The 22,646-nt window shown below is 57.0% G+C and carries 14 protein-coding genes; 10 read left to right on the top strand and 4 right to left on the bottom strand.

Annotated elements, in window-relative coordinates:
- The first annotated feature begins 169 nt into the window (after positions 1 to 169).
- The 7 genes from lnt to AABO57_24600 all read left to right on the top strand — a co-directional run bounded on the left by lnt (position 170) and on the right by AABO57_24600 (position 11,808).
- Positions 170 to 2,086 (top strand): apolipoprotein N-acyltransferase, encoded by a 1,917-nt coding sequence (gene lnt / locus AABO57_24630; protein MEK6288917.1) that lies wholly within the window; start codon positions 170 to 172, stop codon positions 2,084 to 2,086.
- 426 nt (positions 2,087 to 2,512) lie between these two features.
- Positions 2,513 to 3,653, top strand: a protein-coding gene (prfB, locus tag AABO57_24625) for a peptide chain release factor 2 (protein ID MEK6288916.1) whose coding sequence is annotated in 2 segments (ribosomal slippage) — positions 2,513 to 2,569 and positions 2,571 to 3,653 — 1,140 coding nt in all. Because the reading frame shifts where the segments join, the coding sequence is not laid out codon by codon here.
- A gap of 21 nt (positions 3,654 to 3,674) precedes the next feature.
- Positions 3,675 to 6,479, top strand: coding sequence for a pitrilysin family protein (locus AABO57_24620; GenBank protein MEK6288915.1), 2,805 nt, complete (start codon positions 3,675 to 3,677; stop codon positions 6,477 to 6,479).
- A 33-nt stretch (positions 6,480 to 6,512) separates the two neighbouring features.
- Entirely contained in the window at positions 6,513 to 7,301 is a 789-nt protein-coding gene (locus tag AABO57_24615) for an enoyl-CoA hydratase/isomerase family protein (protein ID MEK6288914.1), read from the top strand.
- 92 nt (positions 7,302 to 7,393) lie between these two features.
- Positions 7,394 to 7,825: a hypothetical protein gene (locus tag AABO57_24610; protein MEK6288913.1), complete on the top strand. Its 432-nt coding sequence runs from the start codon at positions 7,394 to 7,396 to the stop codon at positions 7,823 to 7,825.
- 148 nt (positions 7,826 to 7,973) lie between these two features.
- The gene (locus tag AABO57_24605) at positions 7,974 to 10,628 is read left to right on the top strand and encodes a DNA translocase FtsK (GenBank protein ID MEK6288912.1); all 2,655 of its coding nucleotides are present in this window, start codon (positions 7,974 to 7,976) and stop codon (positions 10,626 to 10,628) included.
- A gap of 355 nt (positions 10,629 to 10,983) precedes the next feature.
- Positions 10,984 to 11,808: a menaquinone biosynthesis protein gene (locus tag AABO57_24600; protein MEK6288911.1), complete on the top strand. Its 825-nt coding sequence runs from the start codon at positions 10,984 to 10,986 to the stop codon at positions 11,806 to 11,808.
- Positions 11,809 to 11,877: 69 nt separating this feature from the next.
- On the opposite strand, the gene AABO57_24595 is transcribed toward AABO57_24600, so the two are convergent.
- Positions 11,878 to 12,099 (bottom strand): hypothetical protein, encoded by a 222-nt coding sequence (locus tag AABO57_24595; GenBank protein ID MEK6288910.1) that lies wholly within the window; start codon positions 12,097 to 12,099, stop codon positions 11,878 to 11,880.
- A gap of 312 nt (positions 12,100 to 12,411) precedes the next feature.
- On the opposite strand from AABO57_24595, the gene AABO57_24590 reads away from it, so the two are divergent.
- Both AABO57_24590 and AABO57_24585 read left to right on the top strand, forming a co-directional pair.
- Positions 12,412 to 14,832: a GMC family oxidoreductase gene (locus tag AABO57_24590; protein MEK6288909.1), complete on the top strand. Its 2,421-nt coding sequence runs from the start codon at positions 12,412 to 12,414 to the stop codon at positions 14,830 to 14,832.
- Positions 14,833 to 14,884: 52 nt separating this feature from the next.
- Entirely contained in the window at positions 14,885 to 15,409 is a 525-nt protein-coding gene (locus AABO57_24585) for a hypothetical protein (GenBank protein MEK6288908.1), read from the top strand.
- 73 nt (positions 15,410 to 15,482) lie between these two features.
- On the opposite strand, the gene AABO57_24580 is transcribed toward AABO57_24585, so the two are convergent.
- Positions 15,483 to 16,115: a Spy/CpxP family protein refolding chaperone gene (locus AABO57_24580; protein MEK6288907.1), complete on the bottom strand. Its 633-nt coding sequence runs from the start codon at positions 16,113 to 16,115 to the stop codon at positions 15,483 to 15,485.
- 365 nt (positions 16,116 to 16,480) lie between these two features.
- Positions 16,481 to 18,550: a bifunctional serine/threonine-protein kinase/formylglycine-generating enzyme family protein gene (locus AABO57_24575; GenBank protein MEK6288906.1), complete on the bottom strand. Its 2,070-nt coding sequence runs from the start codon at positions 18,548 to 18,550 to the stop codon at positions 16,481 to 16,483.
- A 331-nt stretch (positions 18,551 to 18,881) separates the two neighbouring features.
- Here AABO57_24575 and AABO57_24570 point away from each other — a divergent pair, with 331 nt between their 5' ends.
- Positions 18,882 to 19,040: a DUF6800 family protein gene (locus tag AABO57_24570; protein MEK6288905.1), complete on the top strand. Its 159-nt coding sequence runs from the start codon at positions 18,882 to 18,884 to the stop codon at positions 19,038 to 19,040.
- Positions 19,041 to 19,140: 100 nt separating this feature from the next.
- Here AABO57_24570 and AABO57_24565 read toward each other — a convergent pair whose 3' ends face one another.
- Positions 19,141 to 21,882, bottom strand: a complete 2,742-nt coding sequence (locus AABO57_24565) for an adenosylcobalamin-dependent ribonucleoside-diphosphate reductase (GenBank protein ID MEK6288904.1) — start codon at positions 21,880 to 21,882, stop codon at positions 19,141 to 19,143.
- Between the last annotated feature and the right edge of the window lie 764 nt (positions 21,883 to 22,646).

The following is a 22,646-nucleotide window of genomic DNA, read 5'->3' as shown; positions in this document are numbered from 1 at the left end:
GATCGAGGATAGAAGATCGAGGATAGAAGATCGAGGATAGAAGATCGAGGATAGAAGATCGAGGATAGAGGATCGAGGATAGAAGATCGAGGATAGAGGATAGAAGATCGAGGATAGAAGATCGAGGATAGAAGTTCGAGGATAGAAGTTCGAGGATAGAAGATCGATCGTGATAAGCAAAAGCAGTTGCTTGAATCCGTCCGCCGCTACTGACAAGGAACTGATGAATCCACACCAGGCGTTTCGATCCTCGATTCTCAGTCGGCGATCCTCGATCCTGGATCCTTTGTCCTCGATCTTCGATCCTCGATCCTCAATCCTCGATCCTCGATCTTCGATCCTCGATCCTCGATCCTCGACCTTTTCCCGCGTTCGCCATTCCGAAGAAGCCGTTCCTCCCGTCTACGCACGCGAGGACCTGCTCGCCGCGCGCTATCGAGTTGCAAAGGTACTTCCCTACCAGCAATCAGCTCCTTTCATCAGCAACCTGTCGCTAGCAATCTTCTCGGGACTGCTCCTGGTATTGGCATTTCCGGATTGGAACCTGTGGTCGCTGGGCTGGGTGGGGACCGCACCGCTGATCATGGCAGTCGTGCGCGAGCGAAGGTTCTGGCGTTCGCTGCTTCTCGGCTCGGTGACCGGAACGATCTTCTACGCCGGCTCGTCGCACTGGGTGACCTACTCGATGCACAACTACGGGGAAATACCGCTGTGGCTGTGCTACCTGATTCTGATTCTCTTCTCGGCGACGGTGGGTTTGTTCACCGGCGTGTTTGCGGCAACGCTGGCGCTCACGATCAAGCGTTTCGGCGGCTGGTCGTTATTGGCCGCCCCCGTGTTGTGGGCGGCGAGTGAATGGCTGCGGCTTCAGGTGACAGGTATGGGTTGGAACCCGCTCGGTTACTCGCAGGCGTTCCAACCGGCAGTGATCCAGGTGGCTCGACTGGGCGGCGTCTACCTGGTGAGCGCGATCATGGCGGCTGCAAGCACCGCGTTGGTGTACGCGGTGGTTTACCTCGAGCGCAGGCGTGGGATCATCGTGCTCACCGCCGGGGGCGTGATCGCGATAGCGGCAGTGTTGTACGGCGAATCGTTGCGGCCGGCGGTCGAGGAAACGGGGTCGGTTTCAGTTGCGGTCGTACAGCCGAACGTTCCAGTCGATGGCCCATGGGACGATCCGAAGTTTGTGGAGCAGATGTTACTGCGCCACATCTCCCTCTCCGAACAAGCGATTCAGGCAAACACCAAAGACGCGGCTTCGAACGGCGCTCCCGGTTCTGCAACCGAGAAAGCCACCAGCATCGATCTGGTAATCTGGCCCGAGTCGACTATGAGCTTCGAGTACGACCGCGACCTGGCTCTTCAGCACAGGCTCGCGGAGTTCACCCGGCGCAACCGAGTCTATCTGCTGATGAACGCGTGGGGCTTCTCCGAAACCGCGGGGCCGAATGAAGCCCAATACAACAGCGCGCTGCTCATATCACCAACGGGAGAAAAGATCACCGAGTACCACAAGAACGCGCTGGTTCCGTTCGGCGAGTACATACCCGCGCGAAAGTGGATTCCGTTCATGCGTCACGTCAAGGCTCTGGTTGGCGATCTAACTCCGGGCAATAGCGTGACCCTGGCCGAAGCCGCGGGCGCGAAGCTGGGAACGTTGATTTGCTTCGAGACTACCAGGCCGGACCTGGCGCGGAGGATGCGAAGCGGCGGCGCGGCGGCGCTTGTGCAGATGTCCAACGAGGCGTGGTTTGGTCCTACGTCGGCTCCGAAGCAGATGCTGACGACAGCGATATTTCGCGCGGTCGAGAACAACGTCGAGTTGATTCGCGCAACGAACTCCGGGGTTTCGGCGCGAGTGGATCGCTACGGCATCGTGCACGGTGAGACCCCGATGTTCGAGACTGCGACTCGAACCTGGAAGATCAAAACCGAGAATGAAGCGCGCGGCGACGGTTCAACTTTCTACACTCGTCATGGTGACGTGTTCGTGATCGCTTGCGCTGTGCTGAGCGCGTTGCTGTTGGTCGCAGCGATTGGGGACGCGTGGCGGAAGAGAAAGAGCAAGCTCAGGATTGACTCCTAGCAGGCTGCTGAAAGACTAAACGCGCATGCTGTTGCGAGCGTATTGGAGCCTTCGAGTGGCCGGCCATTTCGATTCGCTTTTTCACTAGCCCAGCGCGTTTACGCCTGGGATGATCTCCGAAGCGCGTTTATTTGGGCTGCGCCGCCCTCAGTGCGTCGGCGGCGCTTTCTGTCGTCCGATCAAACAGCAAAAGCGGCGGCAAAGAAAAGACGCCGCCGCAGTCCAAATATGCGCCCGTCCTGAAAAGAGACTTTTTCAGCAGCCTGCTAGACAACGCCGCCGGTGCGGCATCGGGTTTCACTCACAGAGTCTCAAACGTGGCTGAGGCTTCGGTCGCATGATACAATTCGGCCCATCGAGTAATCATCTCTTGTAAAAGGACGAGTGGCAGGCGAGGCCCGCAACTGTTCCCCTGAGGCTTAAAACATGATTGAAGAACTGCGACAAAAGTTCGACGACCTCGCGGCTCGCGTGGCGGAGCTGCGGAGGTTTCTTTGACCCGCAACGGAAAGCGTCCGAGCTCCAAAAGTCAGAAGCAGAGATTGGTAAACCAGACTTCTGGAACGATCAGGACCGCGCCCAAAAGGTCCTCAAGCAACGTAGCCGCTTGCAGGCGGCAATCGACAAAGCAGATCAATTCCAACGCAACGTTGATGACGCCGTCGTCCTCTTAGAATTCGCGGCCCAGGATGAAGCCTCGCTTAACGAACTGCAAACCGTCATCGAACGGCTCGAGCGCGAAGTCGAAGAAGCCGAGACCGAGATGCTGCTGTCCGGATTCAACGACGCGCGCGACGCAATAGTAACCATCAACGCGGGGGCCGGCGGAACCGACGCTCAGGATTGGGCCGGGATGCTGCTGAGGATGTATCTGCGCTGGGCCGAGCGCCACGGATTCAAGACTGACCTAATCGACGAGCAGCCTGGCAAAGAGGCCGGCATAAAGGGCGCGACGTTCACCGTAGCCGGCGAGTACGCTTACGGGTTGCTTTCGGCGGAGGCCGGCGTCCATCGGCTTGTGAGGCTCAGCCCGTTCAACGCCGGATCGAGCCGCGAGACAAGCTTTGCATCGGTTTTCGTTTATCCGGAGATCGAAGAGGACGTCGAGATCGAAGTGAATGAGAAGGACCTGCGCGTGGACACCTATCGCTCATCAGGCGCGGGAGGCCAGCACGTCAACGTCACCGACTCGGCCGTTCGAATCACTCACCTTCCAACTGGGATCGTGGTGACGTGTCAGAATCAGCGTTCCCAACATCAGAACCGCGAAGTCGCGATGCACATTTTGAAGTCCCGGCTGTACGAGCTCGAGTTGGAGAAGAAGCGTGCGGAGACGGCGCAGCTCGAAGAGACAAAGCGCGACATCTCGTTCGGCTCGCAGATTCGAAACTACGTGCTCCACCCGTATCGACTGGCCAAAGACGTGCGCACCAAGCACGAGACTGCGGATGTTGACGCGGTGCTTGACGGCGACATTGACGAGTTCATCAAACAGTATCTAGTGTTAAAGTCTCAGGCGGCGCGAGAGGCGACTTCGCCGGACGCTGCCAATACACCGGCCCAGTAAGTCGTGAGAAAAGGAGAAAACATGTCAACAAACTTTGCAAGGTTTCGTTCTCTGCTTCTTGTTGTTGTGCTGGCCGCATGCGTGTCGGGCGCATCGCCAGCGTTCACAGTAGCAGCGCGCGGTGTCGCCGGTGTTCAACAAACCGCGTCGCCCGCGCTACCAAAAGGCGTGGAGCGGGTCACCTCCGTCGAAGGCATCACCGAGTACCGGTTGGCCAACGGACTGCGAGTGCTGCTGTTTCCAGACCAGTCGAAGCAGACCGCAACCGTGAACGTCACCTACCTGGTCGGCTCGCGGCATGAGAACTACGGCGAGACTGGCATGGCCCACCTGCTCGAGCACATGCTGTTCAAGGGTTCCCCCGGACACACCAACATTCCCCAGGAGCTTACCGAACACGGCTCGCGTCCGAACGGTTCGACGAGCTGGGACCGCACGAACTATTTCGAAACCTTCTCGGCAACCGACGTCAACCTGGAATGGGCGATCAAGCTTGAATCGGACCGCATGGTCAACTCGTTCGTCGCCAAGAAAGACCTCGACAGCGAGATGACCGTGGTGCGCAATGAGTTCGAATCGGGCGAAAACTCCCCGTTCGGCGCCGTCGTCAAACGCCTGATGGGCGCTGCGTACGATTGGCACAACTATGCCAAGCTACCCATTGGAAACCGCAGCGACATCGAGAACGTTCCCATCGATCGCCTGCAGGCGTTCTACCGCAAGTACTATCAGCCTGACAACGCGGTGCTGCTGGTCGCAGGCAAATTCGAACCGGCCAAGACGCTACAGCTTATCGCCGACAACTTCGGCCCGATACCACGGCCGACGCGAGTGCTTCAACCGATCTACACGCTCGAACCAACTCAGGACGGCGAGCGCACAGTCACCGTGAGGCGAACCGGCGACACACAGTTGGTGATGGCCGGCTATCATATTCCCAGCGGCTCCCATCCGGACTTCGCGGCCATTGACATACTCTCGCAGGTGCTCGGGGACACGCCTTCGGGGCGGTTGCACAAGTCGCTGGTCGAGGCGAAAAAAGCCGCGTCGATAGGCGCCTTCGATCTTCAACTGCACGACCCCGGCGAGGCGCTGTTTTTTGCCGAAGTGCGCAAAGAGAATTCACTGGACGTTGCGCGCGACACACTGGTCCAGACAATCGAAGAGCTGGCCAGCAAGGCGCCAACCGCGGAAGAGGTGGACCGCGCGCGCACTGCGCTGCTGAAGAACATCGACCTGACGCTGAATTCAACGGATCGTGTTGGCCTCGAGATGAGCGAATGGATCGCGATAGGAGATTGGCGGTTGCTCTTCATCAATCGGGATCGGCTCAAGAAAGTCACCCCGGCCGATGTTCAGCGAGTGGCCGCCGCCTATTTGAAAACAAGTAATCGCACGGTCGCATTGTTCGTGCCTACCGAAAAACCCGATCGGTCCGAGATTCCGCCGCCGCTCGATGTGGCTGCGATCGTCAAAGACTATAAGGGCGAGGCTGCGGTGTCCGAGGGCGAAGCGTTTGACCCGTCGCCGGCGAACGTCGAGTCGCGCACCACCCGCATCGACATAGGCGGTCTCAAGCTGGCTCTGGTGCCCAAGAAGACGCGTGGCAAAACCGTTGTCGCTACGATGACGCTTCGCTTCGGCGACGAGAAAAGCTTGATGAACAGGCAGACCGCCGGGTCGCTCGCCGGCGATATGTTAATGCGCGGAACATCGAAGCACACTCGTCAGCAGATTCAGGATGAGTTCGATAGACTGAAGGCGCGCGCTTCTGTTGGAGGCAGTCCCACGTCCGCATTCGTCTCTATCGAAACAATTCGCGAGAATCTTCCGGCCGTCTTGAAGCTGGCAGCGGAGATCTTGCGCGAGCCGTCGTTCCCGCCAACGGAGTTTGAGCAACTCAAACAAGAGGAGCTGGCCTCCATCGAATCACAGCGAAGCGAGCCGCAGGCCGCCGCCTTTGTAGTCTTTAGCCGGCATATGAATCCTTACCCCAAGGGAGATGTGCGATATGTCTCGACACCTGACGAAGACATAGCTGAAGTCAAAGCCGCGACGCTGGATGATGTGAAGAAGTTCTACTCGGACGTCTACGGCGCGTCTGCCGGGGAGCTTGCCGTCGTGGGGGACTTCGACGCGAAGGAGATAGAAAAACTCGTCGCTGATTCATTCGCCGGATGGAAGAACCCGCATCCCTACTCTCGATTGGTCTCGACTTATCGGGAGATTCCCCAAATCAACCAACAGGTCGAAACGCCCGACAAAGCCAACGCTTTCTTCATTGGTGGCGCGCGGCTGAACCTGCGCGATGACGATGCGGACTATCCGGCGTTAGTGTTGGGGAACTACATGCTCGGCGGCGGGTTCTTGAATTCAAGGCTGGCAGTGCGCATACGGCAAAAAGAGGGCCTCAGTTATGGAGTGGGCTCGTCGTTGAACGCGAGCTCGCTGGACAAGAACGGGCAGTTCACCGCATCGGCAATCTACGCGCCGCAGAATGTGACCAAGCTCGAAGCGGCGATCAAGGAGGAGATCGCCCGCGCGCTGAAGGACGGCTTCACTGCTGATGAAGTCGAAGCAGCGAAGAAGGGCTATCTGCAATCCCGGCAGCTAAGCCGCGCACAAGACGCGGAGCTGGCTCGGAGGCTCGCGTCGTTTCGCTTCTTGAACCGCACGCTGGCGTGGGACGCGGACTTCGAAAAGAGAGTCGCGGCTCTGACGCCGGACGAGATCGCAGCGGCGATGCGCCGCCACATCGATGTATCCAAGCTGACGATCGTCAAAGCGGGAGATTTTAAAGCAGGGGCGAAGGCAGCGTCTAAATAGATTTGGTTGCCACGCTCTACTTGAGCGTAAGCTATGGACTTCGAGACACTGAATATCAATGCAAACGGTCCAATCGGGCATCTCACTTTGAATCGTCCTGAACGATTGAATGCGATGAACTCCGCAATGCTCCGGGAACTTGCCGAAGCCGCCCGGTGGTTCGATACACAGCCCGAGGTGCGCGTCGTCATCGTGCGCGGCGCCGGCCGAGCCTTCTCCGCAGGCGCCGATCTGAAGGACCCTTCGAGAACGGACGCCGACGGTGCTTGGCTTACTCGACGCGCCGCTGCGCAAGCCGGATCGCGGATGATGGACGCCATCGAACAAATGAGCGCGACCACCATCGCGAGCATCCACGGCTATGCAGTAGGAGGCGCTGTATTGCTGGCGGCCGCTTGCGATTTGCGAGTGGCGGCGGAAAACGCCCGCTTCTCAATTCCGGAAGTCGAACTTGGGATTCCATTAGCCTGGGGCGGCATTCCCCGCCTCGTCCGCGAGATCGGCCCGGCAATGACCAAAGAACTCGTGATGACCTGTCGCCAGTTCACACCTCAAGAAGCGAAAGCGATGGGGTTTGTTAATCGAGTGGTGACGCCGGACGAACTCGAGCAGGAGACTGCCAAGCTGGCCCAAGAAATCGCCGCGATGCCCGCAGTCCCGGTTGCGATCACTAAGGAACACGTCAACGCCGTTACCCGCGCGATGGCTAGTCACACTTCCTACGCCGACGGCGAGGTGCTGCTTAGTGCGTTGTCGTCACCGGAATCCCTGCAGGCTCGGAAAGCTTATGTGAAGCGGCGTCTGGAGCAGAAGAAGAAGTAACGTCAAAGGATCTTCATCGGGCTACGGGGTTCGCTGCCTTGGGAGAACATTTGCGAGAAGTAAAACGTTAGAAAGCTGTCGAGGCACTCAGCATGGGACCCGAAAAGCTTCGTAAGACCTGCCTTCTGATCGGCGGAATTGCTTCTTGCGCGATGTCCGCCTTTCATTTTGTGCTTCCACACGTCTTTGGCTGGGCACGATTCGTTGACGATATCCCCCCACCAATTAGATGGGGATTATTTTCGATCAACGTTTTCTTCAGTTCTCTGCTCCTTTGGGGCGGACTTATCACCATCATCACAACGCTCAAGGATAAGGATAGCGGTTTGCTCAGCTACTTTATCTTTTCTGGCATGGGAATCTTCTGGATCATAAACGCGTCATATCAAGTCCTCTATCCATTCCCAGTAGCGACGATTAGATGGGTTTTGCTGGGGTTTGGTATCAGTGTCGCGCTTCTTTACATAGTCGGCGTTCTCTTGTCTTTTGGTCAAAGGTCACCAAAACGACGCGTCATGGTTTGAGCAAATTCGCCGGACGCTAAACTCTCTTTTGCGAGTCCGGAAATTTTCGCCGGCATGATTCCCCTACCCGGCACAAAGAAGCGCTGCAAGCTCGAAAGGTTGTGGAAACCGCATCGTTATTCTGGTAATGTTCTGCCGAGCAACCGGAATGAGCACCAAATCCCGGACAAAGCCTTCAGCTAAAAAGTCGCTGGCCAATGAAGTGCTGGCTGTCGTCCTAATAGTCGCCGCCATCCTCCTGGTTCTCAGCCTCTTCACTTACGATCCTCGAGACCCGAGCTTCAACTCGGTGGGTCCTCAGCGCGAACCGCAAAACCTCATCGGTGTTGTGGGGGCATTCATCAGTGATGTGTTCCTTCAGTGGTTCGGCCTTGCTTCGCTGCTGATACCCGTATTGCTGGTTCTGGTGGCTATGCGCGCTTTCTCAACCACTAATCCCGGGTTTCCTGCTCGTAAGGCCGGCGGAGCTGCCTTATTGCTGGTTGCATTCTCCGGGTTCCTGGCTTTGTTCCCCGACATCAAGATCGGTCTGCTCATCCGCTCGTACAACGGCGGCGCAATCGGACATATGATCGAAGACGGGCTCGCCGGTCTGATGAGCACCACCGGCGCGGCGATCGTGCTGGCAGCAGCATCGGTGTTGACGCTGATGCTGACGATGGAGATTTCGCTTGCCCGTGTCGCCGGGTGGGTGAAATCCATTCGCGAAGCGCGCGCTGAAATCAGCCAGACCAAGCCGACGGTGTTCAGCCGCTTCATGGCGTGGTGGGAGGCGCGGAACGAACAGCGCCGGTTGCTGGCCACTCAGCGACAAGCCGAGAAGGCAGAAGAGCAAAAGCGTAACGAAGCGGAGAGAGCCGAGCGCGAACGTGTCAAACAGCTCCAGCAGGAGCGAGAACGCGAAGAGCGCAAGCGGCGAATGGAAGAGGCTCGACAGTTCAGGGAGGATCAACGACCCACGGCCGCCGGTCGTGTTGTAGAAACAATAACCGCGTCAGCGCCGGCGCCTGAGATTGCCATCGCCGGCGCCAGCATGTCGAGCGGCGCTGCCGCCCGGCGCGCTCCCGAAACAGTCGAGGCTGTTCCAGCGGTGCCGCCGACCCGTCTAAAAATGCGCGGGATTGTGCAGGAGCACGCGGCGAGGGTTGAACAGATAAAGGCCGGGCTTTCGCCGCTCGCAGCAGAGATCACGATGGATCCCACGGTGGCTGAGATGATCTCCACTGCCTCGATCGTCCGCACACCAGAAACCGAAAAAGCGGAAACGGAAGCAAAGGGCTCGAAGCAGCAGACTCGGCGCAAATCCGCGATCGAAACACTCGCGGGTTACGTCTACAAGTTGCCAACCATCGATTTGATTGAACCGCCCGTCGGCCACTTCGAGCAGGCCGAAGAGGAGTTGCGCGAGCGCGCTACGATTCTCGCCGAGAAGTGCAAGGAGTTTACCGTCACCGGTCACATTCACCGCATCAACCCGGGGCCGGTCGTCACGACGTTTGAGTTCAAACCCGACCCCGGCATCAAGTACAGCCGCGTAGTCGGGCTTGCCGATGATCTTTGTCTCGCGCTCAAGGCCGAATCGATTCGCATCGATCGAATACCCGGCAAATCGACCGTCGGCATCGAGGCGCCAAACGCGCAACGCGAGAAGATATTTCTTCGCGATGTGATCGAGTCGGCGAAGTTCCAACAGTCCGCCTCGAAACTCACCATTGCGCTCGGCAAGACGATCAACGGCGAAGAGTACATCGCCGACTTGGCAAAGATGCCGCACCTGTTGATCGCCGGCGCGACTGGCGCGGGCAAATCGGTCACTCTCAACGCGATCATCTGCTCGATTCTGTACAAGGCGTCGCCCGAAGAAGTGAAGTTCATAATGGTGGATCCAAAACGGGTCGAGCTGGGACTCTACGAAGGGATCCCGCACTTGCTGACGCCGATTGTTACCGATCCCAAGCGGGCGGCGAACGCGCTCAAGTGGGCGGTAAATGAAATGGAAGCGCGTTACCGCAAGCTTGCCGCGCTTGGTGTGCGCAACATCGAGCAGTACAATCGCCAGGTTTGCGAGATGACTTCGCCGTCGCTGTTCGATGATCCCGCCGAGCCGCTCAGGCCGCTGCCCTATATCCTGATCGCGATCGACGAGCTTGCCGATCTGATGATGATAGCTCGCGCCGACGTCGAGACCTCGATCGCGCGGCTTGCGCAGATGGCTCGCGCGGTCGGCATCCACCTGGTGCTCGCCACTCAGCGGCCATCGGTCGACATCATCACCGGCGTGATCAAGGCGAACATTCCCTGCCGCATGGCTTTCCGGGTGTCATCGAAGGTTGACTCGCGAACGATCATCGATTCCAACGGCGCTGAAGCGCTGCTGGGCCAGGGCGACATGTTGTTCCTGCCGCCGGCCTCGTCTCGCCTGGTCCGGGTCCACGGCTCATACGCCAGCGAAGCTGAGATCAAGCGCATCACCGACTTCATCAAAAAACAGGCGGAGCCGGACTACAACGAGGAAGTCACGCTGAGCGATCAGGAGACAATGGAAACCGATGGATTCGAGGGTGAGCAGGACGAACTGTTCGACGAAGCCCTGGCAATTGTCACCGACATGGGCCGAGCCTCAACGTCGGTCTTGCAGCGAAGACTGTCGATCGGCTATGGCCGCGCGGCCAAGATTCTGGATTCGATGGAGCGCCAGGGATTCATCGGGCCGGCCGAGGGCTCGAAGCCTAGAAAAGTCTTGCAGGCGGCGCACGAGTTTCGCGAGCGAATCGCGCAAAGGCTCGAAGAAGCGTTTGATTGAAGCCAGGCGAGTTGGGCTGACAGTCCGCACTTGCCGGAAAATCCCGCTAAGTTTTGCACAGCTTTTCAGCAATTCTCCAGTGCAGATTGAAAACACATCAAGAAATCCCAACGAATTGAAGGCCTATCGCGGCAATTGAATAAATAAAAGGACTTCAAGGTGCGTAACAAGTTTGAACAAAATGTGTGCAATGTGCTAAAAGTCCGCGAATCTCAGAACTTTGCGTTCGCCAAGGTAGGGTTTTCAACAGGGTTTTCCACAGATTGTGTTGAAAACCCTCCGCGCGATTTGAGGCGCTAGGTTCTATCAATATCGATCAAGCCAAGAATGACCCAAGAATGACCCCAAGTAACCAATGACCAATGACAAGCCCTACATCGCAGCATCGAGTTACCTCAACGCTGCCCCTCTCTGTTATAGCTTTGTCTATGGAGGGCAACAGGACCGCTGTGAGTTTCTGTCCGACGCAGCGCCCGCCCGATGCGCGGAGTTGCTGGCGGAAGGGCGCGCCGATGCGGCCTTGATACCAGTCATCGAGTATCAGCGCATTCCGGGACTCAAGGTCGCTCCCGGGGCCTGTGTGGCCTCCAAGAGGAGCGTGAGAAGCGTGCTCTTGGCATCGCGAGTGCCAATAACTCAGATACGGTCCGTTGCGCTCGACACCTCGTCGCGCACTTCCGCTGCGCTGATCCAAATAATTCTCAAACACTTCTACAACGTCATTGCTTCTTATTCCGCGTCCCCGCCTAAGCTCGAGGACATGCTCGAGTCAAACGATGCTGCGCTAATGATCGGCGACCCGGCAATGTTGATTGATCGGTCGACTCTTCACGTTTACGACCTTGCCGAAGAATGGCAAAAGCACACCGGGCTGCCGTTCGTGTTCGCGTTCTGGGCAATCCGCGCCGATTCAACAGCGTGGTTTGGCGGCGATCTGCCGCCTGACAGAAGGGTCAACTTCGTGACTGCAAAGGTTGAAGGGATGGCGCACGCAAATGAGCTGGCGGATATCTACGCCGAGCGCCTCGGCTTGCCTCGCGGCGATCTGTTCAGCTACTTGACCGAAGCCATCAGCTACGATCTTGATGAGAAGAGCCTGCAAGGCTTGAGACTCTACTATGAGCTTGCTGGTAAGTGTGGCCTGATCCAGGAAGCACGCGACATTGCGTTCCTGCACTAAGTGGAGAGCTGTCGGCCGCGAGCGCCTCGCCAGATGGAATACGAATCATCGCGAGGCATCGGCGCGCGATCACGAGCTAGGCTGAGGCTCACCTGGCTGTGCGGATTGACCGGCAGCTTCGGCGTGAGCATGCTCGGCGCCTTCATCTATGGTATACGAGCCGAGGATGCGTCGTCCTTCCTCGCTGCGCGGATCAATCGTCCGCAGGTGTTTTCTCCCCTGCATTTCCCAAATCGCCGTAACCACGCCGTCCTTCTCGACCGCGTGATATTTAGTTTCATTCTCAGCCATCAAATCCTCCCAAGAATAGGTTCCATCAAAGGTGTGGTTGATTCTAACGGTCGCGATTTGGCTCTGTCAAAGTGAGTAGCCTGTCCCGCTTCTAGGAAACCACCAGCTTGCCGCACATTATTCCTGCAGCGTCCTCCTTTTGTTTTGGCGTCATGTATTTGTGGGCGCGGGGCGCTTTTGGTTCCCTCAGGGTTGCATATCGACCGTGTTTGGCGTAGCCTGCGGCACACAGGTAAAGCACCGCCGCCGGCCAACAGACTCTGGAGAGTCTGTTGGCGAGAACTCAGGTAGCAACGAGCGAAAGGAGAAATCATGTCCACAGCGAAACCACTTACTCCTCAGGAGCGACGGCTCCGATGGCTGCTGAGGATCCTTGCTTTGCTATTCGGACTCGCCGTCTTTGCTTACCTGCTGCCCGCGCTCGCCGGCCCGAACAAAGCTGCTTTCATTCAGCTTCCGTTCGTTACCAACTCGGTTGTCAAGGTCGGCGTTCTGGGCCTGCTCGCCTTCTTTGCTTCCGGCGACGTGCGCCGGTATCGCCTGCTGACTGTCCTTGTCATAGTGGGGCACGTCCTATCCGAGATCGCGGTGGCCGCCGTGCTTTTGTGGGGCGACACCCGTGGCTCGCTCATACTCTTTCTTACGTTCGAGTCGTCGGCGACCCGGATGCCCATCGAAACGTTGCTCTTCGGATCAATGGTTCTCGACGGGGTCATAATTATTCTTCTAGTTTGGTTTTACCTGGCGGCCGACCGTTCGTACTACGGCCTGGCTTATCTGTCACCGACGCAGTATCGCGCTCTGTCGGCACTCGCGGACGTCGTGGTCACGGGGAAGACCCGAGTCATCACCCCCGATGAAGTGGCGAGCAACGTCGATAACTACCTGTCTCGCTTCAAAGCCCAGTCGAAATGGATCACCAAGCTTGTGCTGCTTGGTATTGAAGCGTATCCCTTGCTTTCGCTGAAGCCACCGTTGTCGCACCTTGCACCTCAGGACCGGCTCGAGTTCCTTAGAAAGCGGTTCTATCAAGACGTCACCCGCAGGCTGGTGCCCGAGTTCTGGCGACAAATCGTTCAGGGCATGATCCGAATGGGCAAACAGCTTTCTTATCTCGGTTACTACAACGACCAACGCACCTTCGAATCGGTAGGCTACGTCCGATTCACAGAGCGCGAGGACACGCCCAAGAAGCTGGCTTACCAAGAACCCCCGAAGCGAATACCCCTCTACGTCCAAAGCCCATCCGAGATTACTACGGAAAGGTTGACGGCCGATGTAGCAATAATAGGCTCCGGCGCGGCTGCGTCGATTCTGGCTCACCAACTGACGCGCGCCGGCAGACAGGTCTTGATGTTGGAGCGAGGAGACCACGAAGTCCCGGAGACGTTTACCGAAGATGAAGCCGATATGTTGACCAGGCTCTACGGCGACGGGGCGTTGCAACTCAGCCGCGACTTTCGGTTTCAGGTGCTGCAAGGCAGTTGCGTTGGCGGCTCGACTGTCGTCAACAACGCGGTGTGTTTTTGTATGCCGAAGGAAGTTCTCGCCAGGTGGAACGATCCCGGCTCGCTCAATGCCGGCCTGGACGAAAAGCGAATATGGGATTCGTTCGAAGCCGTCAGAAAACTGATTGGAGTGGAATTTCAGAACAAGAACCTGAACGAGGGGGCGGAATTCTTTAACAGGGGAGTTGTCGCGCTTGGGCTCGACAAGCTGCCCAATAAGCACTCGGTTGTCGAAGCCAACATTCACGATTGCCTCGGGTGCGGATACTGCAATATCGGATGCAAATACGGCAAGAAACTCTCGATGCTGGACACGATTTTGCCGATGACCCAGAGAGATGTCGGCAAAGAGGCTCTTCGAATTCTAGCTGGTTGCGAAGCGCAGAAGTTCAGCGCGCGTGGGAAACAAATCACCGGCGTCACCTGCACCCTAAAGGATGGCAGACGAATTGAAGTGCGGGCGAATACTTTCGTCCTCTCGGCAGGCGCAGTTTCATCGAGCATAGTCCTGCTCCGTTCGGGCATCGGGGGGAGCCGAACCGGAAAACATCTCTCGTTTAACATGGGGTCACCGATGACCGCGGTGTTCAACAGGGAGATCAACGCGTATCGTGGGTTGCAGATTTCTCATTACCTGAAGCCTTCTCCAAGTCGTGGCTACGTAATCGAGACGTGGTTCAATCCACCGGTTTCTCAAGCGCTCACCATGCCGGGCTGGTTTGATGATCACTTCAACAACATGCTCCGATACAACCGCATGACCTGTACTGGGGTGCTGGTCGGCACTGAATCCAACGGCGAGGTTCGCCGGGCAGGACTGATAGGCCGCGAGATCAACTACGTTCCGACTGATGCCGACTTGAGGAAGCTTCTCGACGGGCTCGTGCTTTGCGGGCAGGCCTTTTTTAAAGACCATGCCGAATGCGTCATTCCGAACACATTCGCTTATCACGAGTTTCGAAGCGCCGATCAACTCCTGGAACTGTACGATAAGGTCAAAGACTCGAGCGATATCACAATCGGTACCGGGCACCCGCAGGGCGGGAACGTGCTTAGCGCAAATCCCGACCTGGGGGTTGTCGATTCGCAGTTCAAGGCCTACGGCTATGACAATCTGTTCGTCTGTGATGCGAGCGTGTTCCCCAGCAGCCTGGGCGTCAACCCTCAGCTTACGGTGATGGCGCTGGCGGATTACGCTGCGCCTTTCGTCGCCGAGTCGAAGTAGCCCCCGGCGATTCTTGCTGAGCGCGCGCGCGATCATCCTGAAAGGAGTTCACGTGGAGTCATTCACAAATGAATTATTAGGCCCGCGGAATAGCGTCGTGGATTATGTGGCTGTGCTTGCCGTATACGGCGCGATGTTCATCCTGATGCGGCACGCGAACGCAACGGTCGAGCTCAACTTCCGAAGGTCATTTTGGATACTCTTCTTCGGCTGGTCCGTCGGCGTGTTTGTTGGCAACTACGTCTTCTTTCGTGCCGGCATTATGAGCTTCCTGCCTTGGCTGAATAACTTTCTTCATACCTTCGTGTGGATAGGATTATGCTTGGGCTTTCTGTACGCAGGAACCTACCGAAAGCCTTTCTGGGAGCAGTTCGCGTTATTCGCGATCTTCAGCTTCCTGGTGAAGTGGGCCGAGCACGAAATACTGGGCACCTGGGAGATGGACCACTTCTTCTTCATTCAGGGCAATCTTGCTTATATCATTGGCTGGAGTCTGATGGATGGGCTCTATCCGTTGCTCTCGGCAATCGGGCTCGGGATCGTTTCAAAGTACGTCAAGGGAGTCGTATCACCCTGAGTGAAATCGTTAAGATCGATGACTGAACAACGCTGAGTAGTAACAGAGCGGCTTTTCGGGCAGTCTTCGCAGGTCAGGTTCCGATCTTTCCTTCAGAAAACAGAAACAAGAGGTCGAGTTCTTCCCGCTCCGGAGCATTGTTTACCCCCTGCGGGCCCATCTCCTTTTCCTGGTCCCTTTGTTGTTCTTTCATCCCGCGACGCATCTCGCGTTGAAGCTGATGGAAGCGCTGAACCTGATCGGGAGTGAGAACGCCGCGCACCTGGGCTCGAACACTTGCGTCCAGTCTGATCTTATCCGCCTGCGCCGACGCCAAGGCCTCTGTGGCCCCGCGCACTTCCGCTTCGCTAAACGGCTCGCTCATGATCGCGCGGTCGAGCGCCTGACGAGCCTGCCTTAGACGACGGCCGGCGCCGATGAGTTCGTCGTCATGGCTGCGACGGATCTCCTGCATTCGCAGTCGCTGTTCGGGCCTGAGACCAATCGCCTGCATTACCCGCTGTTGCAATTGCTGCTTCTTTAGCTGATTGGGATTGCCCGGGCGATTGCGGCCTAGCTGCGGAATACCGAAAGGCGGCCGATTGATTCCGCGCTGACCAGGAGGCAGGCGATTATTTCGGCGCACCTGGCCCTGCGCTGAAACTTCAAATGAGGTCATCACCAGTGCAAGCGCAAGCAAGAACGGGGCTGTTTGAAGCTTCTTCATATGTGCATCACTCACGGATACTCTTTGCCAAGGTTTTAGACCACCCAGAAAGCGCTAAAGTCTGGATTATTCTAGCATGAGCCGTCTTGTGCAAGCCGCAGATTCAAAGGCCTCCCCGTGCGGATCTTAGCGGTCACCTTACCTCTTATCCGAAAGCACTCTGTCAATTCCGTTCTTGGTCATAAACAGCAGCACGAAGTCAGTCGATTGCGCGACAATTCTGCAAAGCAAAGCCGTGCCCCCCTCAGCCGCGGGTTGATCGATCCGCTCGAACAGCTCTGCTGCAAGCTTGGCAGCGTTCAGCGCGTTCGGCTAAATCGAAGCTCGCGGCCGACTGTCGAACAACTCCAACCCTTACTTTAAGCCTACTTCTGCGGGACCATCACAATGCGTAAGCCGATGAAGCTGAGCTTCACATCGGGAGCGTAGCTGTTGCGGAAAGCAGAGCGGCAGTTATCGCCGCCGTCATACCACGAGCCGCCTCGAAACACCCGCAGGCTCTGATTGCCTCCGTCTTCCCAACTTATGCCGTCTGTCGGTGCTCCGATATAATTGTCGTGCCAGGGGTCGAGGCACCACTCGGCCATGTTCCCATGCATGTTGTTCAACCCGAATGCATTCGGCGCTCCGGTGTTGCCGGCTGGGACGGGTTGTTTCCGGGTCACTCCTTTGGGCCCGGCGCCAAACGGATAGTTGGCATCGTAGTTGACGATCTCCGCGGTTATCGTGTCGCCAAAATGGAAAGGCGTTGTGGTACCGGCCCGGCAGGCGTATTCCCATTCCGCCTCCGTAGGCAAACGGTATGTTCGCCCCGTCGCCTTCGATAACCGCTCGCAGAATTCAACTCCTTCCCACCACGACACGTTTTGCACGGGAAGCTTCGCATCGCCCTTGAACCCCGACGGATTTAGATCAATCTCTCGGCTCACCTTCGGAAGTTTACTCACCGCTAGCCACTGCGCTTGTGTTACTTCCGTCCGGCTCATATAAAACATCGGCAGGGTCACCGTATGCTGTGGGCGCTCATTTGGGTGGCGGTCCTTTTGCGTTTCTGCCGGCGCACCGATCAGGTAAGTGCCTTCTGGTATTTCAACCATCTCGATCGTCAACGGACTGCCGAGATCCTCATTAAAATATCGAGCCTCTCGCCTGTGCGGTTCTGCAAGCTGTCCAGTTGGGCTGACGTTCAGCACGGTGTAATTGAATGTCTCAATCACGGGCATAGGGCTGGGCCGAATCGAAGGCGCGGAGGTTGCTGTCTCTGACTTGACCGGCTCCGTTCCCGGAATGAAGACAAATCGCACAAGCCCCGCCACGACAAGCACAACAACAACAAGCGCGGCAATCGTGTTTCTCCGTGTCCAGAAGGTTTTGGGAACAGCTACTGCAGCCGCTGCCACCGGCTCGGCTTCGGTTGAGGGTGTAACTGCATCGCGAATCGTCGCACTTGGGGCAGTCGGGCTCCCAGTAGGAGCGAAAGGCAAGCCCTCGGTGAGAACCGTCGGGCCATAAGCCAGGGTCACTGCGTCCGGATTAGCGACTCTCGCACGATTGTAGGCCTTTTCCAACTCAGTCGCGAATTCGGTGACGGATGAGTGTCGATTCTCGCGGTCCTTCTCGAGCGATTTCAGCAATACGCGTTCAACTTCTTCAAACGAGGCGAGCTCCGGTCTCAATTGGCTAGGGGCCAGTGGCTCCTCGTGTATGTGTTTGTACATCACGCGCATCCACGAATCAGATTCGAAAGCCACCCGGCCTGTGAGCATCTGATAGACCACCATGCCGAGCGAATAAATGTCGGAACGGGCGTCAATCTTATCACCGGTGTTCCCCAACGCCTGCTCCGGAGACATATAGAAAGGAGTGCCCATGATGACGCCGGTCTTCGTTTGGGCACCGCCCTCTCCCGGTTCCAGGAGTCTCGCTATTCCGAAGTCCAGCACTTTCACGAACAACGCACCTTCTTCATCTCGGGCTAGCATGAGGTTGTCTGGCTTTATGTCGCGGTGAACGATTCCCAGTTTATGTGCGGTGCTCAGCCCTGCACAGACCTGCTTCGCAATCTCAACAATCTCTGCCAGGGGCAGCGCTCCACGTTCGGCGATCTCATGCCCCAGGCTGTTGCCTTCTACGTACTCCATCACCACATAGATCTGGCCGTCATCGGTCACGCGGCTCTCGTAAATCATCACGACGTTGCGGTGATGAATGCGCCCCGCAGAAGCCGCTTCATTCTCGAACCGCTTAATAATCTCGGGATCTTCCGAACAGGCGCGACTGAGCACCTTCAGAGCTACACGCCGGCGTCCGACGCGCAGTTGCTCTGCCAAATAGACCTCGCCCATTCCGCCTTTGCCGAGCAACTGAATGATCCTGTAGTCGCGGGTGATCTGATTGCTTAGTGGAAAACCGGAGCCAGCGTTACTTGTGCCCATACTCGATAACCTTTGAATAGATTGCGGTTCTGTCCTGAGGGCGTTTCACCTTTGATGACCGGATTATAACATCGCTGAGATTTGCTACAAGTCAGTTTTTTTCGAGTCTCAATACCCACGAAGTACCGATTCTTCCGGTGTTTCAGACCACCCATTGACTCAAGCTCGATCTGATCGGTAGAGATCTGATCGGCGCAGTTCTGATCGGCGCAGTTGACCGGGTTAGATGCGAAGGGCTAGAATCAGCGCGTTAATCGGCCAAGGTTCATGGATGCCGAACCCGACTGACGCCCAAAGTCGGAGGACTAGAAAGCGAGAATCACACACAACAATGAGAGAACGTGACCGCGAGATAAAACGCCGCCGCCAGCGCTATCAGAAGCGCAAGAGACTTCGTCAACAGCTTGCAGCAACCACCGCAGAGTCTGAGCGACAGAAGATCGAAGGCAAGATCCGAAAGACGTATCCGTCTTACACGCCAGTGATCTGAAGCTCGCGCGTCCGCGCGAGCCGCTTCAAAAAATCAGGCGAGCCTGCAAAGCAACCTTGCGGCTCGCCTTTCTCTAACTGAGAGAAGCACCCGTTCTAAATCAGCACTCGGAGTAACCACAAGCGTAGCAAGTCTGGCACCCTTCGACTCGCGCGAATGTAGAGTCGCCACAAGTCGGGCAGAGGTCCATAGAGCCAGAGGTCACGGCGGAAGCCTTGTGAACCGAGGATGCCGCAATGACCGAACCATCGACCCCCATTTCCGCGCCCTGACCGTCGCCCTCGGTTCCGTGGCTTATGTTCAGATAGTTCTCGGCAAGCGCCTGTCCTACTGCGTCAGGCAACGAAAGCACTCGCCGCTTGCCAAATCCGTAGGAGCGCGCGCCTCCGATGCCGGAAATCTGTTTCACAATTTCGCGAACGCGCTCGAGTGGCGAAACCGGCGATGCCATTCTCAGGATCAGCGACATCAATCTCCCCATAGCCTCAGCCATCGCCTTGATGTCCGAACCCGCTTTGCCGATTTCGAGAAAGACTTCGAACGGATGACCTTCCTCGTCCTCGTTCATAGTGATATGTGCGGTGCCCGACGGAGTGGCCTTGCTGACTGTGTAGCCGCGGCGCTTGTAAGGGCGCGGACGAACTTTTGGCTGCCAGCCCCCGTCGCTCTGAACGAGCTCGCTCGAGGAAGAAGCCTCAGATTCGCCTTCAACCGGTGTAGCCACCGATGCAGCTTGAGGCCGCTGCTCGCCGGCAAGCGCAACCATAGCGCCCTTCGACGTGTCCGGCGCCGGCTCGCTCACCCGCTTGTCTTCTTCTTTCAAATTGAGCACCTGCACATCGCGAGAGCCGTCGCGATATACCGTCCCGCCCTTGCACCCGGACCGGTAGAGCAGTTCGTATATCTCGCGCGTCTGCTGAGGAGTGTAGGAAGCCGGGAGGTTGCAGGTCTTCGAAATCGACGAGTCGACCCAACGCTGAATCGCGGCTTGCACCTTGACGTGCTCTTCGGGGGCGAGGTCCATCGCAGTCACGAAGTAACCGGGCAGTGGTTCTCCAGGGTGAGCTTGCTGCCATTCTTCCAGGACCTTCACTCGCTCCTCGTGCTTGCCAAGCCGCGACTTGCGGAAGTAGTTCCAGAAGTAGAACGGCTCGATGCCGGTCGAAGTACCGACCATGGTGCCTATTGTGCCGTTCGGCGCCTGAGTCAACAACGTCACATTGCGCACACCCTTCTCGCGTACTTCTTCGCGAACGTCGTCGGGCATCTTCTGCATATAGCCTGACTCCAGGAACTTCTCTGCGTCAAACATCGGGAAGGGTCCCTTCTCCGACGCTATCTCCGCCGAAGCATGATAAGCCTCCCCGGAGATAAAGCGATACAGCCGGTCTATGAACTGCACCGATTCTTCTGAGCCGTAACGAATGCCCAGCCGGATCAGCATCTCGGCCAGACCCATCGTGTTCAAGCCCACGCGCCGCTCCGCTTTTTGTTGAGCATAATTCTCGTCGAAGAAGTAGGGGGTTGCGTCGATTACATTGTCGAGAAAACGGACCGCATAGCGCACCGCCTTGCCCAAATCATCCCACGCGACGTCGCCTTCGCTTACAAACCTCGACAGGCTGATCGCGCCCAGATTGCATACGCCAAAGCCCGGCAGAGGCTGCTCGCCGCAAGGATTGGTGCAACCAAGATAACCCGCATCGTAGTACCACGAGTTAGACATTTTGTTCGAGCGTTCGATAAAGAACACGCCTGGTTCTGCCGAAGCCCATGCCGACTCGATGATCGAATCCCAGATGGCGCGCGCCTTAACCGTCTTGTGCACGATCACGCGCTTACCGGCGGCAAGCCACTTGTCGATGTTGCCATCCCACATCTGGCCATAGTCGGGATCGGATGTATCAGGAAACACCAGGTCCCAATCGGCGTTTGCGTGGACGGCATCCATGAACTTGTCGGTGATCCCTATCGAGATGTTTGCATTGGTGATCTTTCCCATCTCGCGTTTGGACGTGATGAACTCGACCACATCGGGATGCCAGCAGTTCAGTATCAGCATCAACGCGCCGCGCCGCGATCCGCCCTGCTCTATCAAGCCGGTTACAAACGAATACAGCGCGCCCCACGACACGGACCCCGACGAGCGCCCATTCACGCCTTTTACGTAGGAATGGCGAGGCCGCAAGCTGCTGACGTTGATTCCAACACCGCCTCCCCGGGACATGATCTCCATCATTTGCGAAAGCGTGTCGACGATGCCCCGTCGCGAGTCTTTCGGAGAGGGTACGACGTAGCAATTGTAAAAAGTCAGCTGTTGATCGGTGCCCGCGGCTGTGAGGATTCGCCCGGCGGGCACGAACTTCCATCCGTTCAGAAGCCATCGAAAATTCTGGTACCACTCGTCGGCCCGCTCGCCTTCCACGGCCGCAATCCCGCGGGCGACTCGTTCCATCATTTGCTCGGGATCAGTCTCGATCGGCTTCGATACGTGCTCAGATAAGCATTCAATCTTCGTCCCATCCTGGAGTTCGACCGTAACCCGCCCGCCGCCGCCGGCCGCCGTTTCATCCATTTCGGTAACGACGCCGATCTCGCGCTGGCCGGTCTTTGCGTCGACACAGACGATCACCATATCGTCTGGCGTGAGCGTTCTCTTGCTCATGTCTTTCATCGCATACCGATCGAGGAAAATCTTTTGTCCAAGTTGACTGAGCTGGTTGCTTTCGGCGACTGCCCCGGACTTGCGCACATCCGCGTGAGGGACAATAGGCGTAATCGAGTCGTCGACTGAGGTCTGCCCATTTGACTTCTGTATATCGCCGACAGATCGGGTGGACATTTCTAGTGTCTCCTTAGTGTGCCATCCATGGTTTCAACGTAACTGCCGATCTTGCTCGCTGAAGAGAGATCAACCGATACCCAGCAAGTCGCGGGGTCAAGTTGGGGACTTTCTGATTTGCTGCCTAACTGGTTTGTCTTTTACAACTCAGCCAGTCGACTTCCTGCCTGGCCGGGCTGCTCCGAGGCGTGAGTGCTCAAATCGTCACGTGATGCTCGCTGCCTGCTCCTATCCCGGCCCTAACTGAAGTCCCATGATAACGCCCAGGACCGGCTAACTACAACGTGTAGCCCTATCTTTTGATCTATTGTCTCTTCCGTAGCGGTTTCGGAGTGTACTCTATACCTAGGCACGTGTCAATCGAAAAGTACAATATATTGTGGTTCAAGAGGATAGCGACCCGAAGGCTTTGCCCAAAAAGCCAACCAAAAAGTATCCTGCCCAAAAAGTAGGCGACTTGCCCAAAAAGTCGGCGAGTCCTGCTCTATCCAGATAAGGACTTTGCACAAAAAGTCGGCGGTCTGCACAAAAAGGCGGTGTCTTAATTTCAGGGCTCAAGACAGCTTTACCTTAGAAACTGCGTCTGCCTCAAAAAGACGGCTCCTGCCTCATAAATCGGTTTTCTCTCGAAAAAGGAATCAGGACAGTCTACAATATCCGAAACGTAGGAAGAAAGAGCCGACGCCGCCTTGGGAAACCGACATGACTCTTTGCATTGCCGCTGCCTGTCGAGAAAAAGACACTAAGGAACCTCGGATAGTCGC

The sequence above is a fragment of the Acidobacteriota bacterium genome (genome assembly GCA_038040445.1).
Classification (GTDB): Bacteria; Acidobacteriota; Blastocatellia; order UBA7656; family UBA7656; genus Onstottus_A; species Onstottus_A frigus.
This window is presented reverse-complemented; position numbering and strand designations above follow the sequence as displayed.

What these genes read in the sequence shown, in the direction of transcription:
- AABO57_24620 (MEK6288915.1), top strand. Translation starts at nt 3,675, where the DNA reads ATGTCAACAAACTTTGCAAGGTTTCGTTCTCTGCTTCTTGTTGTTGTG.
- AABO57_24615 (MEK6288914.1), top strand. Translation starts at nt 6,513, where the DNA reads ATGGACTTCGAGACACTGAATATCAATGCAAACGGTCCAATCGGGCAT.
- AABO57_24610 (MEK6288913.1), top strand. Translation starts at nt 7,394, where the DNA reads ATGGGACCCGAAAAGCTTCGTAAGACCTGCCTTCTGATCGGCGGAATT.
- AABO57_24605 (MEK6288912.1), top strand. Translation starts at nt 7,974, where the DNA reads ATGAGCACCAAATCCCGGACAAAGCCTTCAGCTAAAAAGTCGCTGGCC.
- AABO57_24600 (MEK6288911.1), top strand. Translation starts at nt 10,984, where the DNA reads ATGACCAATGACAAGCCCTACATCGCAGCATCGAGTTACCTCAACGCT.
- AABO57_24595 (MEK6288910.1), bottom strand. Translation starts at nt 12,099, where the DNA reads ATGGCTGAGAATGAAACTAAATATCACGCGGTCGAGAAGGACGGCGTG.
- AABO57_24590 (MEK6288909.1), top strand. Translation starts at nt 12,412, where the DNA reads ATGTCCACAGCGAAACCACTTACTCCTCAGGAGCGACGGCTCCGATGG.
- AABO57_24580 (MEK6288907.1), bottom strand. Translation starts at nt 16,115, where the DNA reads ATGAAGAAGCTTCAAACAGCCCCGTTCTTGCTTGCGCTTGCACTGGTG.
- AABO57_24575 (MEK6288906.1), bottom strand. Translation starts at nt 18,550, where the DNA reads ATGGGCACAAGTAACGCTGGCTCCGGTTTTCCACTAAGCAATCAGATC.
- AABO57_24570 (MEK6288905.1), top strand. Translation starts at nt 18,882, where the DNA reads ATGAGAGAACGTGACCGCGAGATAAAACGCCGCCGCCAGCGCTATCAG.
- AABO57_24565 (MEK6288904.1), bottom strand. Translation starts at nt 21,882, where the DNA reads ATGTCCACCCGATCTGTCGGCGATATACAGAAGTCAAATGGGCAGACC.